Origin of the sequence: Microbacterium sp. 2216-1 (assembly GCF_046507855.1) — a bacterium.
Taxonomy (GTDB): domain Bacteria; phylum Actinomycetota; class Actinomycetes; order Actinomycetales; family Microbacteriaceae; genus Microbacterium; species Microbacterium esteraromaticum_C.
This window is the reverse complement of record NZ_JBKFTM010000001.1, coordinates 1-17,741: the sequence shown is the minus strand read 5'-3', so window position 1 is coordinate 17,741 and position 17,741 is coordinate 1. Positions and strand designations below refer to the sequence as shown.

At 69.4% G+C, this 17,741-nt stretch carries 14 protein-coding genes; 7 read left to right on the top strand and 7 right to left on the bottom strand.

Annotation, left to right across the window (positions count from 1 at the left end; genetic code table 11):
- Nucleotides 1-3 precede the first annotated feature (3 nt).
- Nucleotides 4-1,203: an MFS transporter gene (locus tag ACLD0U_RS00070; protein WP_274368170.1), complete on the bottom strand. Its 1,200-nt coding sequence runs from the start codon at nucleotides 1,201-1,203 to the stop codon at nucleotides 4-6.
- Between the two features lie 100 nt (nucleotides 1,204-1,303).
- Between ACLD0U_RS00070 and ACLD0U_RS00065 the strand changes: the two genes are divergently transcribed.
- Entirely contained in the window at nucleotides 1,304-2,761 is a 1,458-nt protein-coding gene (locus ACLD0U_RS00065; RefSeq protein ID WP_179409302.1) for an alanine/glycine:cation symporter family protein, read from the top strand.
- Nucleotides 2,762-2,785: 24 nt separating this feature from the next.
- Here ACLD0U_RS00065 and ACLD0U_RS00060 read toward each other — a convergent pair whose 3' ends face one another.
- The 3 genes from ACLD0U_RS00060 to ACLD0U_RS00050 are packed head-to-tail and all read right to left on the bottom strand — an operon-like array spanning nucleotide 2,786 to nucleotide 4,743.
- Nucleotides 2,786-3,088, bottom strand: a complete 303-nt coding sequence (locus ACLD0U_RS00060; RefSeq protein WP_179409303.1) for a hypothetical protein — start codon at nucleotides 3,086-3,088, stop codon at nucleotides 2,786-2,788.
- Nucleotides 3,089-3,125: 37 nt separating this feature from the next.
- Complete coding sequence (locus ACLD0U_RS00055; RefSeq protein WP_179409304.1) at nucleotides 3,126-3,794, bottom strand: GTP pyrophosphokinase family protein; 669 nt, start codon at nucleotides 3,792-3,794, stop codon at nucleotides 3,126-3,128.
- Between the two features lie 58 nt (nucleotides 3,795-3,852).
- Nucleotides 3,853-4,743: an intradiol ring-cleavage dioxygenase gene (locus tag ACLD0U_RS00050; protein ID WP_179409305.1), complete on the bottom strand. Its 891-nt coding sequence runs from the start codon at nucleotides 4,741-4,743 to the stop codon at nucleotides 3,853-3,855.
- Nucleotides 4,744-5,048: 305 nt separating this feature from the next.
- Here ACLD0U_RS00050 and ACLD0U_RS00045 point away from each other — a divergent pair, with 305 nt between their 5' ends.
- From ACLD0U_RS00045 to ACLD0U_RS00020, 6 genes are read left to right on the top strand one after another with little or no spacing between them, the layout of a single operon-like run.
- Nucleotides 5,049-5,138 (top strand): potassium-transporting ATPase subunit F, encoded by a 90-nt coding sequence (locus ACLD0U_RS00045; protein WP_206550680.1) that lies wholly within the window; start codon nucleotides 5,049-5,051, stop codon nucleotides 5,136-5,138.
- Nucleotides 5,138-6,814, top strand: coding sequence for a potassium-transporting ATPase subunit KdpA (gene kdpA / locus ACLD0U_RS00040; protein ID WP_410339470.1), 1,677 nt, complete (start codon nucleotides 5,138-5,140; stop codon nucleotides 6,812-6,814). Before ACLD0U_RS00045 ends, kdpA begins: the two co-directional genes overlap by 1 nt.
- 1 nt (nucleotide 6,815) lies before the next feature.
- The gene (gene kdpB, locus ACLD0U_RS00035) at nucleotides 6,816-8,936 is read left to right on the top strand and encodes a potassium-transporting ATPase subunit KdpB (protein ID WP_410339469.1); all 2,121 of its coding nucleotides are present in this window, start codon (nucleotides 6,816-6,818) and stop codon (nucleotides 8,934-8,936) included.
- 33 nt (nucleotides 8,937-8,969) lie between these two features.
- Complete coding sequence (gene kdpC / locus ACLD0U_RS00030) at nucleotides 8,970-9,581, top strand: potassium-transporting ATPase subunit KdpC (protein WP_206822733.1); 612 nt, start codon at nucleotides 8,970-8,972, stop codon at nucleotides 9,579-9,581.
- Nucleotides 9,578-12,085 (top strand): DUF4118 domain-containing protein, encoded by a 2,508-nt coding sequence (locus ACLD0U_RS00025; protein WP_410339468.1) that lies wholly within the window; start codon nucleotides 9,578-9,580, stop codon nucleotides 12,083-12,085. Before kdpC ends, ACLD0U_RS00025 begins: the two co-directional genes overlap by 4 nt.
- Nucleotides 12,082-12,753: a response regulator gene (locus ACLD0U_RS00020; protein WP_410339467.1), complete on the top strand. Its 672-nt coding sequence runs from the start codon at nucleotides 12,082-12,084 to the stop codon at nucleotides 12,751-12,753. Before ACLD0U_RS00025 ends, ACLD0U_RS00020 begins: the two co-directional genes overlap by 4 nt.
- A gap of 3 nt (nucleotides 12,754-12,756) precedes the next feature.
- Here the strand turns inward: ACLD0U_RS00020 and ACLD0U_RS00015 are convergent, their stop codons facing one another.
- The 3 genes from ACLD0U_RS00015 to ACLD0U_RS00005 are packed head-to-tail and all read right to left on the bottom strand — an operon-like array spanning nucleotide 12,757 to nucleotide 17,555.
- Entirely contained in the window at nucleotides 12,757-14,943 is a 2,187-nt protein-coding gene (locus tag ACLD0U_RS00015) for a heavy metal translocating P-type ATPase (protein ID WP_410339466.1), read from the bottom strand.
- A 13-nt stretch (nucleotides 14,944-14,956) separates the two neighbouring features.
- Nucleotides 14,957-17,308 (bottom strand): heavy metal translocating P-type ATPase, encoded by a 2,352-nt coding sequence (locus ACLD0U_RS00010; protein WP_410339465.1) that lies wholly within the window; start codon nucleotides 17,306-17,308, stop codon nucleotides 14,957-14,959.
- 37 nt (nucleotides 17,309-17,345) lie between these two features.
- Nucleotides 17,346-17,555: a heavy-metal-associated domain-containing protein gene (locus tag ACLD0U_RS00005; protein WP_179409314.1), complete on the bottom strand. Its 210-nt coding sequence runs from the start codon at nucleotides 17,553-17,555 to the stop codon at nucleotides 17,346-17,348.
- Nucleotides 17,556-17,741 lie beyond the last annotated feature (186 nt).

Below are 17,741 nucleotides of genomic sequence, written 5' to 3'. Positions count from 1 at the left end.
GCGTCAGGCCGCGGCGCGCACGCCGCCACGGGTCGCGCGCGAGACGATCAGGTGCAGCAGCATGGTCGCGGCGAGGACGACGGCGGATGCCGGCACGAGCCCGTCCGGTTCGACACCGGATGCCAGCAGTGCACCACCCAGAATGCCTCCGAGCGCCGAGCCGAGCTGCATGCCGCTGCCGTTGAGCGCCAGCACCAGTGACATCGAGTCGGGTGCCAGGTCGCCCAGGCGGGACTGCAGGGCGACGCCGGAGCCGCCGTTGAAGAACGCGCAGGCGAAGAACCACACGAAGGCGGCCACCGCCCCGGCGAGACCGGGCAGCATCAGACCGAACGTGCCGAGCACGGCGACAGCGATCAGGATCCCGATGATCAGCGTGATGACGTGCACCGGGTTGAAGCGGTCGGTGGCGCGTCCCGAGATGATGTTGCCGATCAGGCTGACCACGCCGTAGCCGAACATCGCGGCGATGATCGGCAGCCCCTCACCGACGCGGGGGCCGAAGATCAGGGTCGCGTAGGTGAAGCACAGGTAGCTGGCGCACATGATGCCGGTGGCGACGAGGATCGCCCCGATCAGCGCGGGCTGCGTGAGTGGCTTGAGCGTCGCGCGCAGCGACAGGGCGGGCAGGTGCAGCCGGGGCACCTTGATGAGGATGCCGACGAGGGCAACCGCGCCGACGCCGGTGACGAGGAACAGCGGCATGCGCCAGTCGTCCTGGCCGATCACCAGTCCCACCGGCACACCGAGGGCGGTGGCGGCGAGGAATCCGCCCAGCACGAACGACAGCGCGCGCCCGCGCCGTTCGGGTGCGGTCTTGGCGAGCACGTAGGCGCTGACAACGGCGCTGAGCAGGGCACCGCCGACGGCCGAGACGATGCGACCGGTCATCGCCATCGCGTAGTCCACGGCCAGAGCGATGATCAGGTTGCCGACCAGGAACACCGCCAGCGAGAGCGAGATCACCAGTTTGCGCTCCCAGCGCCCGGTGAAGGCGCTGAGCACCGGACCGGCGATCGCGGCGGTGAGGGCGAACACCGCCACCAACTGCCCGGCTGCCGCGTTCGACACGTCGAGGTCTTCGGAGATCTGCGGCAGCAGCCCGGCCAGCACATATCCGTCGATACCCATCGAGAAAGTCGCCAGGGCGAGCCACAGCAGGGCGCCGAATCCGGCGGGACGAGCCTCGTCGCTTTTGTTCACCGCACTATCCAATCAGACATCCGACCTGTGGTCGCCTGTTTGCGTCAAGCGATCGGCACGGCACCGTGTTTCCGGGCATCCGCGGCGTTACTGTTTCCCAATGGAAGCCCTCAACGACATCGTGCTCTTCCTCGGTGACCGCCTGTGGACGTGGGCCGTGCTGCCCGTCGTCGTGCTGCTCGGCGTGTACTTCACGGTGCGTTCCGGGGTGGTGCAGTTCCGCCTCATCCCTGAGATGTTCCGCACGCTGACGAACCGCACGCCCACCGACGCGGACGGTCGCCCGCAGTCGGTGTCGGCCTTCCAGGCGTTCACGATCTCGGCGGCCTCCCGCGTCGGCGTCGGCAACATCGCCGGTGTCGGCACGGCGATCGCCATCGGCGGCCCGGGGGCCGTGTTCTGGATGTGGACGATGGCGTTCATCGGCGGCGCCTCGAGCTTCATCGAGTCAACGCTCGGCCAGCTTTTCAAGGTGCGCGACGCCGATGGCTTCCGCGGTGGTCCGGCGTACTACATGCAGCACGGCTTGAAGGCCCGCTGGATGGGCATCGTCTTCGCCGTGATCCTGATCGTGTGCTTCCCCTTCGCGTTCAGCTCGTTGCAGGCCAACACGATCAGCGCGACGGTGTCGTCGAGCTTCGGCGGCGACGTGGGCTGGATCCCCTGGGTGGTCGGCATCGCCCTGGCGGTGCTGACGGGCCTGGTGATCTTCGGTGGCGTGCGCCGCATCGCCCACGTCACGCAGGCGGTGGTGCCGTCGATGGCGCTGCTGTACCTGCTGGTCGGGCTCGTGATCGTCGCCCTGAACATCGAACAGCTCCCGGCGGTGTTCGCGTCGATCTACACGCAGGCGTTCGGGTTCAACGAGGTTGTCGGCGCGGCGCTGGGCACGATCATCATGACCGGTGTGAAGCGCGGCATGTTCTCGAACGAGGCCGGCCTCGGTTCGGCCCCGAACGCGGGCGCGAGCGCCGCCGTCACGCACCCCGTCAAACAGGGACTGGTGCAGACGCTGGGCGTCTACTTCGACACGTTCCTGGTGTGCACCATCACGGCGTTCATCATTCTGGTGGCGACCCCCGACCTGGCCGGCGCCGAGCGCGGCATCGTGCTGACCCAGGCCGCGATCGTGAACAGCCTCGGCGAATGGTCGAACGTGCTGCTGAGCATCATCATCTTCCTGCTCGCGTTCAGCTCGATCCTCGGCAACTACTACTACGGCGAGTCGAACATCGAGTTCATCACCACGCGCCGCAGCGTGCTGACCACCTACCGGTCACTGGCGGTCGTGGCGATCTTCGTCGGCTCGATCGCTTCGGCCGACCTCATCTGGAACACGGCCGACGGTGTGATGGGCATCATGGCACTGGTGAACCTCATCGCGATCGCGCTGCTCTCGGGCGTCGCGTTCCGTCTGTTGCGTGACTTTCTCGATCAGCGGCGCGCCGGGCTCGATCCGGTGTTCACCCGGGAGCGGATGCCGGATGTCACGGGCATCCAGTGCTGGGAGGACGAACTCAGCGTCACCGGCCCGATCCCGGTGCAGCGCCGGCGCTGACAGCATCCGCCGCCCGCGCGTCGCTCAGAGGCGGCGCGCGGTGATCGCTTCGCGATCGTTGTTGCGGCGCAGGGTGCGCAGGCAGCGCGAGCACAGGATCTCGACGACCCTCGGATGCCCTTCACCGCACTGGCAGTCGATGCTCACCCGCCAGCGGGCGCGGCGCCCGCACGGGATGTACTCGGTCTCGGTACCGTGATCGCATTCGCACCGCGGAGCGTCGCCGCCGTCGAGCGAGGGCATCTCGCTGAGGTCGACGTTCTGCGCCGTGTCGGTGTGCTCGGCGGATTCGATCTCGGTGTCGACGGGGGTCACGGTGGCATGCATCACCGCTATCTTCCCATCCTGCGCCTGGGCGACGGGATCAGGCCTCGATCACCCGCTGGTTGACCTCATGCGCCTCACGGTGCAGCCGCTCCATGCGGTCATCGAGCTCGCCGGCGGCATCCGCGGCCTCGGTCAGACTCTGCACGAGGTGACCGGGCACGCGTCCCGAGAACTTGTAGTGGATCTTGTGCTCGAGGCTGGCCCAGAAGTCCATCGCGATGGTACGGAACTGCACTTCGACCGGCACCGAGACCGTGCCCGTCGACAGGAACACCGGCACCTCGACGATCGCATGCAGGCTGCGGTAGCCGTTCGGCTTAGGGCCCGCGATGTAGTCCTTGACGATGCGGACGGTCACGTCGTCCTGCGCGGTGAGCAGGTCGAACAGACGGTAGACGTCGCTGACGAAGCTGCACGTGACGCGGACGCCGGCGATGTCGGTGATCTCACGTCGGATGCTGGGAAAGTCGGCCTCGATGCCTCGGCGGGCGACCTTCTCGACGATGCTGTCGGGCGACTTCAGGCGGCTCTTGACGTGCTCGATCGGGTTGTACGCGTGCATGTGTGTGAACTCGTCCTGCAGGATCGAGATCTTCGTCTCGATCTCGCGCATGCCGAATTCGTACTCGCGCAGGAACCGCTGGAACTCGTCGCGCAGCTGCCGGGCCTCGGCGATCGCCGCGTCGTCGACGGGGAGCGTTGTCATGTCTCGACGCTACCTCTCCGGGTTCGGAAACGGCTGGGTGATTCACCTGCTCTGCCTGTCACACCGCGATCGACAGCGCGGCGGCGTATCCGTCGTCGACGCTGCCGGTGACGGTGGCGACCTGCAGCACGCCGCCGTCGTCGCCGAAGACGTTGTCGCCGGTCAGAGTCACCTGTGAGGCGTTGCGGATGCTGGCCTCGTACCCGGCGGTCGCGTACACCTTGGCGTTGATCTCATCGGGCAGGGCGATCTGCGAGGTCTTCACGATCGGGCCGGTGGCGACCGCGTTGGCCACGTCTTCGTAGACCTCGAAGTGGATGTGCGGCCAACGCCCCGAGTAGCAAGCCGGGTAGATCGAGGTGAAGCGCACGGTGCCGGTGTCATCGGTGGGCTGCACCCCGCGCAGGTAGTTCTCGTCTTCCACCCCGTCGGAGTACAGCGAGTAGCGGCCCTCGCGGTCGCAGTGCCACAGGTAGACACCCGCCCCGACCAGCGCGGCGCCCGTTGCAGCATCCCGCACGGTCAGCACGATCTCGAGCGGCACGCCCTCGGCGGTCGTGGATGACGAGCCGAAGCTCGAGCGGATGTCACGGCGCACGATGCCGGAGTCGTCGAGCACATTGATGCCGTTGGACCCGTCGGCCGGGTACGGCCCGGCGGTTTCATTGGGCACCTCACCGTCGAGCAGGTCGCTGTTGTCCTGCTCGGGCGCGGCGCCGCCCGGTGCGCCCGGGCCGCCGGTTCCCGGCTGAGCCGGGGCCGTCGACGCGTCGGTCTGAGTGATCGGCGAGCACGCGGCGAGCAGCGTCGTCGCGGCGATCCCGCCGAAGATGCCGAGCGCGCGTCGACGATTGATCAGGGTACGGATGTCGTAGGTCAGACCCCGGTGGTCCTCGTCGATCTCCGTTCCGTTCGCGTCCAGCCAGCGGGGGTCGGTTCCGGTGCTCATGTCTGTCTTCCTCTCGCGGGCTCGACGGCCCAGAATCACACGACACCAGGTGAGACTGGCGAGGCCATAGGTGCCGCCCGCGCAAAACGTGTGGGTATCCTCTGCGACGCCTATGAGCGCCGGGGTCGGCACGCAGCGTCGACGTGGTGCATGGATTCGCGCCCCGGGCGTGAGGATCTCGTGAGGATCGGCCATCGGGCATGCCTCCGGCGGTGAAATCGGTGAGTGCTCGATCTCATCTACCTCGCGCTGACCGCGCTGATCTTCGTCTTCGTCTCTCTCATCGCGAAGGGGGCTGAGCAGCGATGATCGTCTTCGAGATCGCGGCCGCCGTGCTCGGTGTCGCCGCGATCGCCTACCTGTTCGTGACGCTCGTGCGACCGGAGAAGTTCTGATGGGCGCCGTGGGACTGGGCGTGCTGCAGGCCGCCACCGTCGTCCTCATGCTGGTGCTGCTGTACCGCCCGCTGGGTGACTACATCGCCCGAATCTACTCCAGTGCGAAGCATCTGCGCGTCGAACGCGGGCTGTACCGTCTGATCGGGGTCGACGCGGCCTCGGAGCAGACCTGGCGATCGTACGCACGCAGCGTGCTGCTCTTCTCGGCGGCGGGCATGCTGCTGGTCTACCTGCTGCAGCGCACGCAGCACCTGCTGCCCCTGTCGCTCGGTCTGCCGCCCGTGCCAGAGGGGCTCGCGTTCAACACCGCCGCCTCGTTCGTGGCCAACACCAACTGGCAGTCGTACTCGCCCGAGCAGACCATGGGTCACCTCGTGCAGGCCGCCGGGCTCGCCGTGCAGAACTTCCTGTCGGCGGCGGTCGGCATCGCCATCGCCATCACGCTCGTGCGGGGTTTCGCCCGCCACGGCTCGACCACCATCGGCAACTTCTGGGTCGACATGACCCGCGGTGTGCTGCGGCTGCTACTGCCGATCTCGGTGGTCGGCGCGCTCGTGCTCATCGCCGGCGGTGTGGCGCAGAACCTCGCCGGGTTCACCGAGGTGCAGACCCTCAGCGGCGCGACCCAGCAGATCCCGGGCGGCCCGGTGGCCTCACAGGAGGTCATCAAGCTGCTCGGCACCAACGGCGGTGGCTTCTACAACGCCAACTCGGCGCACCCGTTCGAGAACCCGACGCCGTGGACCAGCCTGTTCGAGATCCTGCTGATCCTCGCGATCCCGTTCTCGCTTCCCCGCGCCTTCGGTCGGATGGTCGGCGACGACCGCCAGGGGTACGCCATCGTGTCGGTGATGGGCGTGCTGTTCCTCGCCTCGACGACGATCCTCTCGATCGTCGAGTACGCCGGCCGCGGACCTGCTCCCGAACTGGCCGGTGCGGCGTTGGAGGGCAAGGAGGTGCGCTTCGGCATCCTCGGTTCCACCCTGTTCGGCAGCGCCTCGACGCTCACCTCGACCGGTGCCGTGAACTCGATGCACGACTCGTACACGGCCCTGGGCGGGATGATCCCGATGCTCAACATGATGCTCGGTGAGGTCGCCCCCGGCGGCGTCGGCTCGGGCCTGTACGGCATGCTCGTGCTCGCCGTGATCACCGTCTTCGTCGGTGGCCTGTTGGTCGGCCGCACCCCCGAGTACGTCGGCAAGCGGATCGGCCCGCGCGAGATGACCCTCGCCAGCCTGTACATCCTCGTCGTTCCCGCGCTCGTGCTGGGCGGCACCGCGCTCAGCTTCGCGATCCCCGCGATCCGCGACGACGTCGTCTCGACCAGCATCCTCAACCCGGGTCCGCATGGGCTCAGCGAGGTGCTGTACGCCTTCACCTCGGCGGCGAACAACAACGGCTCGGCGTTCGCAGGGCTCACGGCCAGCACCCCCTGGTTCGCCACCGCACTCGGTGTGGCGATGCTGCTCGGCCGGTTCATCCCGATCGTGCTCGTGCTGGCTCTGGCCGGATCGCTCGCGGCGCAGCGCCCGGTGCCCCAGACGGCCGGCACCCTGCCCACGCACCGGCCGCTGTTCGTCGGGATGCTCTCGACGATCGCCGTCGTCATCACTGCTCTCACGTACTTCCCCGTGCTCACGCTCGGGCCTCTCGCAGAAGGACTGGTCTGACATGACCCTCACGCACCCCCGCCCGGACACCCGGGCATCCGAACCGGCCCCGGCCCCGTCACGGGCGTTCAGCGGCGCGCAGCTCGCGGCCGCCGTGCCCGGCGCTCTGCGCCGGCTCAACCCGGCACGCCTGCTGCGCAATCCGGTGATCCTGCTGGTGTGGGCAGGCGCCGCGTTCACCAGCGTGCTCGCGATCGCCGAGCCGCTGCTCGGCGGTGCCGATCCGGACGTCCCGGCGGGCTTCACGTGGGCGATCGCCGGCTGGTTGTGGCTGACCGTGCTGTTCGCCAACCTGTCGGAGGCGGTCGCCGAGGGGCGCGGAAAGGCCCAGGCGGCCAGCCTGCGCAAGACCCGCACCACGACGACCGCACGGCTCGTGCTCGGCTACAACTCGTCCGACCCGCTGGCTGAGCGCACGCCGCTGACCGAGACCGCATCGTCGGCCCTCGCGGTCGGCGACCTGGTGGTTGTCGCGGCCGGTGAGGCGATCCCCGGCGACGGCGACATCGTGGCCGGCATCGCGACGGTCGACGAGTCGGCCATCACCGGCGAGAGCGCCCCGGTGATCCGCGAGTCCGGAGGCGACCGCAGCGCCGTCACCGGCGGCACGCGCGTGCTCTCGGACCGCATCGTGGTACGCATCACCTCCCGCCCCGGCGAGACGTTCGTCGACCGCATGATCGCCCTCGTCGAGGGAGCGAACCGTCAGCGCACGCCCAACGAGATCGCGTTGAACATCCTGCTGTCGAGCCTGTCGATCGTCTTCGTGGTGGCCGTGCTGGTGCTCAACCCGCTCGCCGCGTACGTCGCGTCGCCCGTCGGCATCCCCGTGCTCATCGCCCTGCTGGTGTGCCTGATCCCCACCACGATCGGTGCGCTGCTGAGCGCGATCGGCATCGCCGGGATGGACCGCCTCGTGCAGCGCAACGTGCTGGCGATGTCGGGGCGCGCCGTCGAAGCTGCCGGCGATGTGTCGACGCTGCTGCTCGACAAGACCGGCACCATCACCTACGGCAACCGCCGCGCCGACGACGTGCGGCCGGTCGTCGGCGTCGACGCCGACGAGCTGCTGCGTGCCGCCGCGCTGTCCTCGCTCGCCGACCCCACCCCCGAGGGTGCGTCGATCGTCGACCTCGCCGTCACCCGTGGCATCCACGTCGCCTCGCCCGAAGGTGCGGTGACCGTGCCGTTCACCGCCCAGACCCGCATGAGCGGCATCGATCTGCCCGATGGCACCATGATCCGCAAGGGTGCCGGGTCGGCGATTCGCGCCTGGCTCGCGACGCAGGGAGCGGATGCCGGTGATGCCGCCGCCGAGGCGGCCCGCCACGCCGACGAGATCGCGGCGGCCGGCGGTACGCCGCTCGTCGTCGCGGTGAACACGCGCATCCTCGGTGTCGTGCACCTGAAGGACATCGTCAAGGACGGGCTGCGCGAGCGGTTCGACGAACTGCGTGCGATGGGCATCCGCACGGTGATGATCACGGGAGACAACCCGCTCACCGCGGCCGCCATCGCGAAAGAGGCCGGCGTCGACGATGTGCTCGCCGAAGCGACGCCCGAAGACAAGCTGGCGCTGATCCGTCGCGAACAGCAGGGCGGACGCATGGTCGCGATGACCGGCGACGGCACCAACGACGCCCCCGCGCTCGCCCAGGCCGACGTCGGCGTCGCGATGAACACCGGTACGTCGGCCGCGAAAGAGGCCGGCAACATGGTCGACCTCGACTCCGACCCGACCAAGCTGATCGACATCGTGCGCATCGGCAAGCAGTTGCTGATCACACGCGGCGCGCTGACCACGTTCTCGCTCGCGAACGACATCGCGAAGTACTTCGCGATCATCCCCGCCCTGTTCATGACCGCATTCCCCGGCCTGAGTGCCCTGAACATCATGCACCTGCACTCGCCGGCATCCGCCGTGCTCAGCGCCGTGATCTTCAACGCGATCGTCATCGTCTTCCTGATCCCGCTCGCCCTGCGCGGCGTGAAGTACCGTCCGGCGAGCGCGGAGCGGATGCTGCAGCGCAACCTGCTGATCTACGGCCTCGGCGGCGTGATCGCCCCCTTCATCGGCATCAAGCTGATCGACCTGGTCATCAGCCTGATTCCCGGCTTCTGATTCCCGGCTTCTGAACCTCGCAAAGGAACGACCATGTCGAAGACCCGCACCACCACCCGGACCGCCGGGGTCGCCATCCGCGCCGTCCTCGTGATGACGGCCCTGCTCGGACTCGCCTATCCGCTCGCCATGACGGGCGTCGGCCAGCTCGCCTTCCCGTGGCAGGCGAACGGCTCGGTCGTCGCCCACGACGGCGAACCGGTCGGCAGCGCCCTGCTGGGCCAGACGTTCGCCGACGCGGATGGCAACGCCCTGCCGCAGTACTTCCAGCCCCGACCGTCTGCATCCGACTACGAAGGCGCCTCCTCAGGAGGCAGCAACCTCGGACCTTCGCACCCCGACCTGGTCGCCGCGATCGACGCGGGCCGCCAGCGGATCGCGGCCCGCGAGGGCGTCTCGCCCGATGAGGTGCCCGCGGATGCCGTCACCGCCTCGTCATCGGGACTCGACCCGCACATCAGCCCGCAGTACGCCCTGCTGCAGGTGTCGCGAGTGGCCGCGGAGCGCGGCATGAGCGAAGATGACGTGCGGGCGATCGTCACCGCGCGCATCGAGACGCCGGACCTCGGCTTCATCGGCGCGGAGCGCGTCAACGTGCTCGACCTCAACGTCGCCCTCGATACCGCACAGGAAGAGATCCGATGACCCGAGGGCGTCTGCGAGTACTGCTCGGCGCGGCTCCCGGCGTCGGCAAGACGTACGAGATGCTCGCCGACGCCCATCGGCTTCAGGCAGAGGGGTACGACGTCGTGATCGCCGTCGTCGAGGATCACGGGCGAGCGGCGACGGCCGCGCAGGTGGTCGGACTGGAACGGGTGCCACTGCGTACGGTGATGCACCGCGGCGTCACCCTCGGCGAACTCGACCTCGAGGCCGTGATCGCGCGGGCGCCGCAGATCGCCCTGGTCGACGAGCTCGCCCATACCAACGCCCCCGGATCGACGAACGAGAAGCGCTGGCAAGACGTCGAAGCGCTGCTCGACGCCGGGATCGACGTGATCACAACCGTCAACGTGCAGCACATCGAGTCGCTCGGCGGGGTCGTCGAGCAGATCACCGGTATCGCTCAGCAAGAGACGGTGCCCGACGCCGCGGTGCGCGCCGCGGACGACATCGAGGTGGTCGACCTGGCCCCGCAGTCGCTGCGCGACCGTCTCTCGGCCGGGTCGGTGTATCCCGCCGAGCGGGTGGATGCCGCGCTGTCGAACTACTTCCGCCTCGGCAACCTGACCGCGCTACGCGAGCTGGCGCTGCTGTGGCTCGCCGACGAGGTCGACTCGGCACTGCGCCGCTACCGAGACGAGCACGGCATCGCGAGCACCTGGCAGGCGAGAGAGCGCGTCGTCGTCGCCCTCACCGGTGGCCCCGAGGGCGAAACGCTGCTGCGCCGCGGTGCGCGAATCGCCGCCCGCTCGGCCGGCGGAGAGCTGCTCGCGGTGCACGTGCTGACCCAGGACGGCCTGCGGGGCAGCCCGCCCGGGGCGCTGTCGGCCCAGCAACGGCTGGTGTCCGCGCTCGGCGGCAGCTACCACCAGATCGTGGGCGACGACGTGGCCGAATCGCTCGTCGAGTTCGCCCAGACCTCGGATGCCACCCAGCTCGTCATCGGCGTCAGCCGACGCAGCCGCCTGGCCGCCGTGTTCACCGGCCCCGGTATCGGGGCCGAGGTGATCCGGCGCTCAGGTGACATCGACGTGCACACCGTCAGTCACTCAGCCGCGGGAGCGCACGCCGCGCTGCCGCGCATCACCGGCGGCCCCCTGGGCTGGCGCCGGCAGGCTCTCGGCTTCGCCATCGCCCTGGTGGGGGGCCCGCTGCTGTCGTGGCTGCTGTACTCGTTCCGCTCCCCCGCGTCGATCACCTCGGATGTCCTGGCCTACCAGCTGCTCGTCGTGGTCGTGGCGCTGGTCGGGGGCATCCGCCCTGCCCTGTTCGCCGCCGTGCTCTCAGGCCTCACCCTCGACTTCCTGTTCGTCGAACCACTCTTCACGGTCACCATCGCCGACCCGCTGCACACGCTGGCGCTGGTCATGTACGTCGTGAGTGCCGTGCTGGTCAGCATCGTCGTCGATCAGGCCGCCCGCCGCGCCCGCACCGCCCGTCGCGCCTCGGCCGAGGCCGAGCTGCTGGCCGCCGTGGCCAGCAGCGTACTGCGCGGTGACAGCGCACCCCTGGCGCTGGTCAGCAGAGCACGCGAGGCCTTCGGTTTCAGCGGTGTACGACTGCTCGACCATGACGGGCGCGTGCTCGCGACCGACGGCGAACCGCTGCCAGACACCGCGCCCGAACTCGTGCCGGTCGGCGCCCGCGCCGTGCTCGAACTGCACGGATCGGCCCTCGACGCACCTGCCCGGCGACTGCTCGACGCGATCGTCGCCCAGCTGGCGGCCGCGATCGAACACACCGACCTGACCGCTACCGCCCGACGCGCCGACGTGCTCGCCGAAACCGACCGCGTGCGCAGCGCCCTGCTCTCGGCCATCAGCCACGACCTGCGCCGGCCCCTCGCGGCGGCCATGGCCGCCGTCGGCGGGCTGCGAGGCTCGACCCGGCTGTCACCGACCGACCGCGCCGAGCTGCTCGAGACCGCCGACGAGAGCCTGGGCACCCTGTCGAAACTCGTCACCGACCTGCTCGACGCCAGCCGCGTCGAAGCCGGCGTGCTCGCCGTATCGCTCACCGACGTCGACGCGGGGGCGGCCGTCGTCAGCGCGCTCGATGAACTCGGCTTCGGCCCCGATGACGTCGAGCTCGGCCTCGATCCCGCTCTGCCCGCGCTGCGCGCCGACCCGGTGCTGCTGCAGCGGGTGCTCGTCAATGTGCTCGCCAACGCCCACCGGCACACCCCGCCCGGCAGCCGGGTGCTCGTGACGACCAGCCGCCTGGGCGAGACCGCCGAGATCCGCATCGTCGACCGCGGCGAAGGCGTGCCCCTCGAACGGCAGCAGAGCATGTTCGCCCCGTTCCAGCGCGAAGGCGACCACGACAACACCGTCGGCCTCGGCCTTGGGCTGGCCCTGTCGCGCGGGTTCACCGAGGGCATGGGCGGTAGCCTGAGCCCCGAGGACACACCAGGAGGGGGCCTGACGATGGTGATCGCCCTGCCGGTGGCATCCGACACCACCCACCCGACCGGTGCCGACGCATGAAACTGCTGATCGCCGATGACGACCCGCAACTGGTGCGGGCGCTGCGCATCACCCTCGCCGCGCACGGCTACGACGTCGTGGCGGCGCCCGACGGGGCCGCGGCCATCCAGCTCGCCGCACAGGAGCACCCCGACATCGTGCTGCTCGACCTGGGCATGCCGCAGCTCGACGGCGTGCAGGTGATCCACGCGCTGCGCGGATGGACGACCGTGCCGATCATCGTCGTGTCGGGCCGCACCGGCTCGGCCGACAAGGTCGACGCCCTCGATGCCGGCGCCGATGACTACGTCACCAAGCCCTTTCAGATCGACGAGCTGCTGGCCCGTCTGCGGGCGCTGTCACGCCGTGCGGGCGCCGCCTCGGGCGAGGCGACCGTGGCGTTCGGCGACGTCGTCGTCGACCTGGCCGCGAAAGCCGTCGCACGCGCGGGTGCGCACGTGCACCTCACCCCCACCGAATGGCGGATGCTCGAGCACCTGGTGCGGCACCCCGGCGCCCTGGTGACCCGGCAGGAGCTGCTGCGCGAGCTGTGGGGCACCGAGCAGGCCACCGACACCGGCTACCTGCGCCTGTACATGTCGCAGCTGCGCAAGAAGCTCGAGGCAGACCCGTCGGCGCCCGTACACCTGCTCACCGAACAGGGCATGGGCTACCGACTGGTGCTCTGACGCTCAGGCATCGCGACCGATGACGGCCTCGGGGCGCAGGTCGAGGCGTCGCAGCGCCTGGGCGTTCAACGCCACCACGATCGTCGACAGGCTCATCAGAATCGCACCCACCGACATCGGCAGCACGAACCCGACCGGCGCCAGCACACCGGCCGCCAACGGCACCGACATCAGGTTGTACCCCGCCGCCCACCACAGATTCTGCTTCATCTTGCGGTAGCTGGCGCTCGACAGCTCGATCACCGAGATCACCGCACGCGGGTCGTCAGAGGCCAGGATCACCCCGGCCGAGGCGATCGCCACATCGGTGCCCGCGCCGATCGCGATGCCGACGTCGGCCTGGGCGAGCGCCGGCGCATCGTTGACGCCGTCGCCGACCATCGCGACCTTCTTGCCCTCACGCTGCAGTTCAGCGACCTTCGCGGCCTTGTCCTCGGGGCGCACCCCGGCGAACACCCGATCGATGCCGAGTTCGCGTCCGACCGCATTCGCCACAGCCTCGGCATCACCGGTGATCATCACCACCTCGACGCCGCGCGCATGCAACGCCTCGACCGCCTGCCGCGACTCCGCCCGGATCTCATCGGCCAGCTTCAGCCCGCCGATCACCGCCCCGTCGCGCACGACGTGCAGAATGATGGCGCCCTCAGAACGCCAGCCATCGGCATCCGAGATCTCTTCCGCCCCCACCTCGGTGAGCATGTACGGGCCACCCACGCGCACCTCGGCGCCGTCGACGGTGGCCGTCACGCCGACAGCCGGCGACGAGCTGAAGCCCGTCGCCGTGGCGACGGTCAGGTCGCGATCGGCGGCGGCGCGCACGATCGCCCTGGCCAGCGGATGCTCGCTGTCGGCCTCGGCGGCCGCGGCGAGCGCGAGCACCTCCTCGGCGCTCCAGCCGCCCGCGGGAGCGATCGCCGAGACCGTCGGCTCGCCCTTCGTGAGCGTGCCCGTCTTGTCGAACAGCACCGCGTCGACCGTGCGCATGCTCTCCAGGGCCAGGCGGTCCTTCACCAGCACACCCGCACGGGCCGCCCGCTCGGTCGCGATCGAGACGACCAGCGGAATCGCCAGCCCCAGCGCATGAGGACACGCGATAACCAGCACCGTGATGGTGCGCACGACCGCGGCATCCGGATCGCCGACCGCGGTCCACACGACCGCGGTGAGCGCCGCGGCGCCGAGCGCGAACCAGAACAGCCACGCGGCCGCCCGGTCGGCGAGGCGCTGCGCGTGCGAACTCGACGCCTGCGCGTCGGAGACCAGCTTGCGGATGCCCGCGATCGCCGTGTCGTCGCCGATGGCATCCACCTCGACGCGCAACCCCGAGTCGGTGGCCACGGTTCCCGCGGTCACGCGTTCGCCGACACCGCGGCCGACCGTGCGCGACTCCCCCGTGAGCATCGACTCGTCCATGCTCGCGCGGCCGTCCACGATCACCCCGTCGGCAGGAACACTGCCCCCGGGACGTACGATGACGACATCGCCGACGCGCAGATCGTCGGGACTCACCGTCTCGACACCATCACCGGCAACGCGCTCCGCCTCATCGGGCAGCAGCGCGGCTAACGAGTCGAGCGCCGAGGTGGTCTGCGCGAGCGATCTCATCTCGAGCCAGTGCCCCAGCAGCATGATGACGATCAGCAGCGCGAGCTCCCACCAGAACTCCAGCTCGTGATGCAGCAGCCCCAGGCTCGCGCCCCACGAGGCGAGGAAGGCGACCGTGATCGCCAACCCGATCAGCAGCATCATGCCGGGCTTGCGGGCCTTCAGCTCACTGACGGCCCCGGTGAGGAACGGCCGGCCGCCCCACACGTACATCACGGTGCCCAGCACAGGGGCGACCCAGGCCGCCCCCGGCAGATCGGGGATCTCGTAGCCGAGCAGCATGGCGAACATCGGCGAGAGGGCCACCACCGGCACGGCGATCAGCAGGTTGATCCAGAACAACCTGCGGAACTGGCCGACATGATCGCCGTGGGCCGCATGGTTGCTGTGGTCGGCGTGGTTGCTGTGGGCCGCGTGGTTGGCATCCGCTCCCGTTCGGGAGGAGTTCTCGCCCTCGGGAGGATGCCCGTGCGCGTGACCTCCTCCCGAGCCCGGGTTCTCCTCCCGAGCGGATGCCGCGGGCGCATGCCCGCGGTGCGCAGCGTGCTGCTCGTGGCCCTCGTGTGCGTGCGGATCGGTCATGATGCTCCTCCGTCTACTTGATCAGCGAGCGGAAGCGGCGCAGCCGCAGGCTGTTGCCCACCACGAAGACGCTAGAGAACGCCATCGCCGCCCCGGCGAGCATGGGGTTGAGCAGCCCGAGCGCTGCCAGGGGGATCGCGGCCGTGTTGTACGCGAACGCCCAGAACAGGTTGCCCTTGATGGTGCCGAGGGTACGGCGTGAGAGGCGGATCGCGTCGGAGGCCGCGCGCAGGTCTCCCCGCACGAGGGTGATGTCGGATGCCTCGATCGCGACGTCCGTGCCGGTGCCCATGGCCATGCCGAGATCAGCCTGTGCGAGCGCCGGGGCGTCGTTGACTCCGTCGCCGACCATCGCGACGACGCGCCCCTCGGACTGCAGTCGGGTGACGACGTCGACCTTCTCAGCGGGCAGCACCTCGGCGATGACCTCATCGATGCCGACCTGCGCGGCGATGTGCTCTGCGGCAGCGCGGTTGTCGCCGGTGAGCAGCACGGGTCGCAGCCCGAGAGCCTTCAGCGACGCGATGGCCTCGGCGCTGGTGGGCTTGACCTCGTCGGCGACGACGATCATTCCGCGTGCCTCGCCGTCCCAGGCTACGAGCACGGCGGTCTGTCCCGAGGCCTCTGCCGCGGCCTTGCGATCGAGCAGGTGCCTGGACGGCTGGATCGACCAGTCCTCCAGCAGCGACACCCGCCCGACGAGCAGCGCGTGCCCCTCGACGACACCGCTGACCCCGCGCCCCTCGATGTTCTGGAACGACTCGACCGCCGGCAGCGCCCCCGCCCCACCCCACGAGGGGTCAATTTCTGTCGTGTTGAGACCCTCCGACACGACGTTTCTTGACCCCTCGTGGGAGGAGAGGTGAGGGTCGGAGGGGCGGATGCTCGCGGCCTTGGCGATCGCGCGGGCGATGGGGTGCTCACTGGCATCCTCGATCGCACCGGCCAGGCGCAGCAGCTCGCCAGCATCCGTTCCGGCCTCGGGAACCACCTCGACGACGCTCATGCGCCCCTCGGTGACCGTGCCTGTCTTGTCGAGCACGATCGTGTCGACGCGTCGCGTCGACTCCAGGATCTCGGGGCCCTTGATGAGGATGCCCAGTTGCGCCCCGCGACCCGTGCCCACCAGCAGCGCGGTCGGCGTCGCCAGACCCAGCGCGCACGGGCACGCGATGATCAGCACCGCGACGGCCGCGGTGAAGGCGGCGGATGCCGGGAAACCGAGCGCCAACCAGACGCCGAGCGTCGCCACCGCGATCACGATCACGATGGGCACGAAGATGCCCGAGACTCGGTCGGCGAGGCGCTGCACCTCGGCCTTGCCGGTCTGCGCCTCCTCGACCAGCTTCGCCATCTGGGCGAGCTGTGTATCGGCGCCCACGCGGGTCGCGCGCACCACGAGCCGGCCGCCCGCGTTGACCGTGGCACCGGTGACGGTGTCACCCGCGGTCACCTCGACGGGAACGGACTCTCCGGTGATCATCGACTGGTCCACGGCGGATGCCCCCGACACGACGACGCCGTCGGTGGCGATCTTCTCGCCGGGGCGCACGACGAACTCGTCACCCACGTGCAGGTCATCGGTCGAGATGAGCACCTCGACGCCGTCGCGCAGGACCGCGACCTCTTTCGCTCCGAGTTCGAGCAGGGCGCGCAGCGCGGCGCCGGCCCGGCGCTTGGCGCGCTTCTCGAAGTAGCGGCCTGCGAGGATGAACATCGTCACCCCGGCGGCGACTTCGAGATAGATGTTGCCCGCACCGTCGGACGGCTCGATCGTGAAGCTGAACCCGTGCGTCATGCCGGGCATGCCCGCCGTTCCGAAGAACAGCGCGTACAGCGACCAGAGCAGCGCGGCGCTCGTTCCCAGGCTCACCAGGGTGTCCATGGTGGCGGCGCCGTGTCGCAGGTTGATCCACGCGGCGCGGTGGAACGGCCAGGCAGCCCACACGACCACCGGCGCGGCGAGCACGAGCGACAGCCACTGCCAGTAGGGGAACTGCAGGGGCGGGATCATCGCCATCAGGATCACCGGCACCGACAGCACGATCGAGCCGATCAGTCGCTGACGCAGGGTGCGCAACTCGGGGTCGTCGGGTTCACCCTGATCGGATGCTGTCGCTCCGACGGCATCCGGAGCCGGCGGCGCCGGCAGCGTGGCGGTGTACCCGGCGTTCTCGACCTCGGTGATCAGCCGCGCCGTGTCGAGGTCTCCGTCGACGGTCACCTGCGCCTTCTCGGTGGCGTAGTTGACCGTCGCGGTGACGCCGTCGATCCTGTTGAGCTTCTTCTCGATGCGCATCGCGCACGAGGCGCAGGTCATCCCGCCGATCTCGAGATCGATGCTGCTCTGCGCGGGGGTGGTCATGATGCTCCTGACGGTGGGGGTGGGCAGATGCTGCGGGTCAGGCCGAGACGGCCCGATAGCCCGCTTCGTCGACGGCGGCGATGACGGCGGCTTCGTCGACGGGGGCTGCGGAGGTGACGACGAGGCGACCGGTGGTGTGGCTGACGTCGACGCTGTCGATGCCGGCAACCTGGGTGACTTCCTCGCGCACGGACATCTCGCAGTGGCCGCAGGTCATCCCGGTGATCTGGAACTCGGTGGTGGTCATGTTCTCTCCTTCGATTCGAGTACCCCCTGGGGGTACCTCCACCACGGTACTACAAGATACCCCCCTGGGGTATTCCCAGAGGGGTGCGGATCCGAAAATCGGATGCTAACTGTACTTCCCCGTGAGGTTGTGTACACGGGCTGATGGGGTTTGGCCGCTGATGCCGGTGTGGGGTCTGTGGTGGTT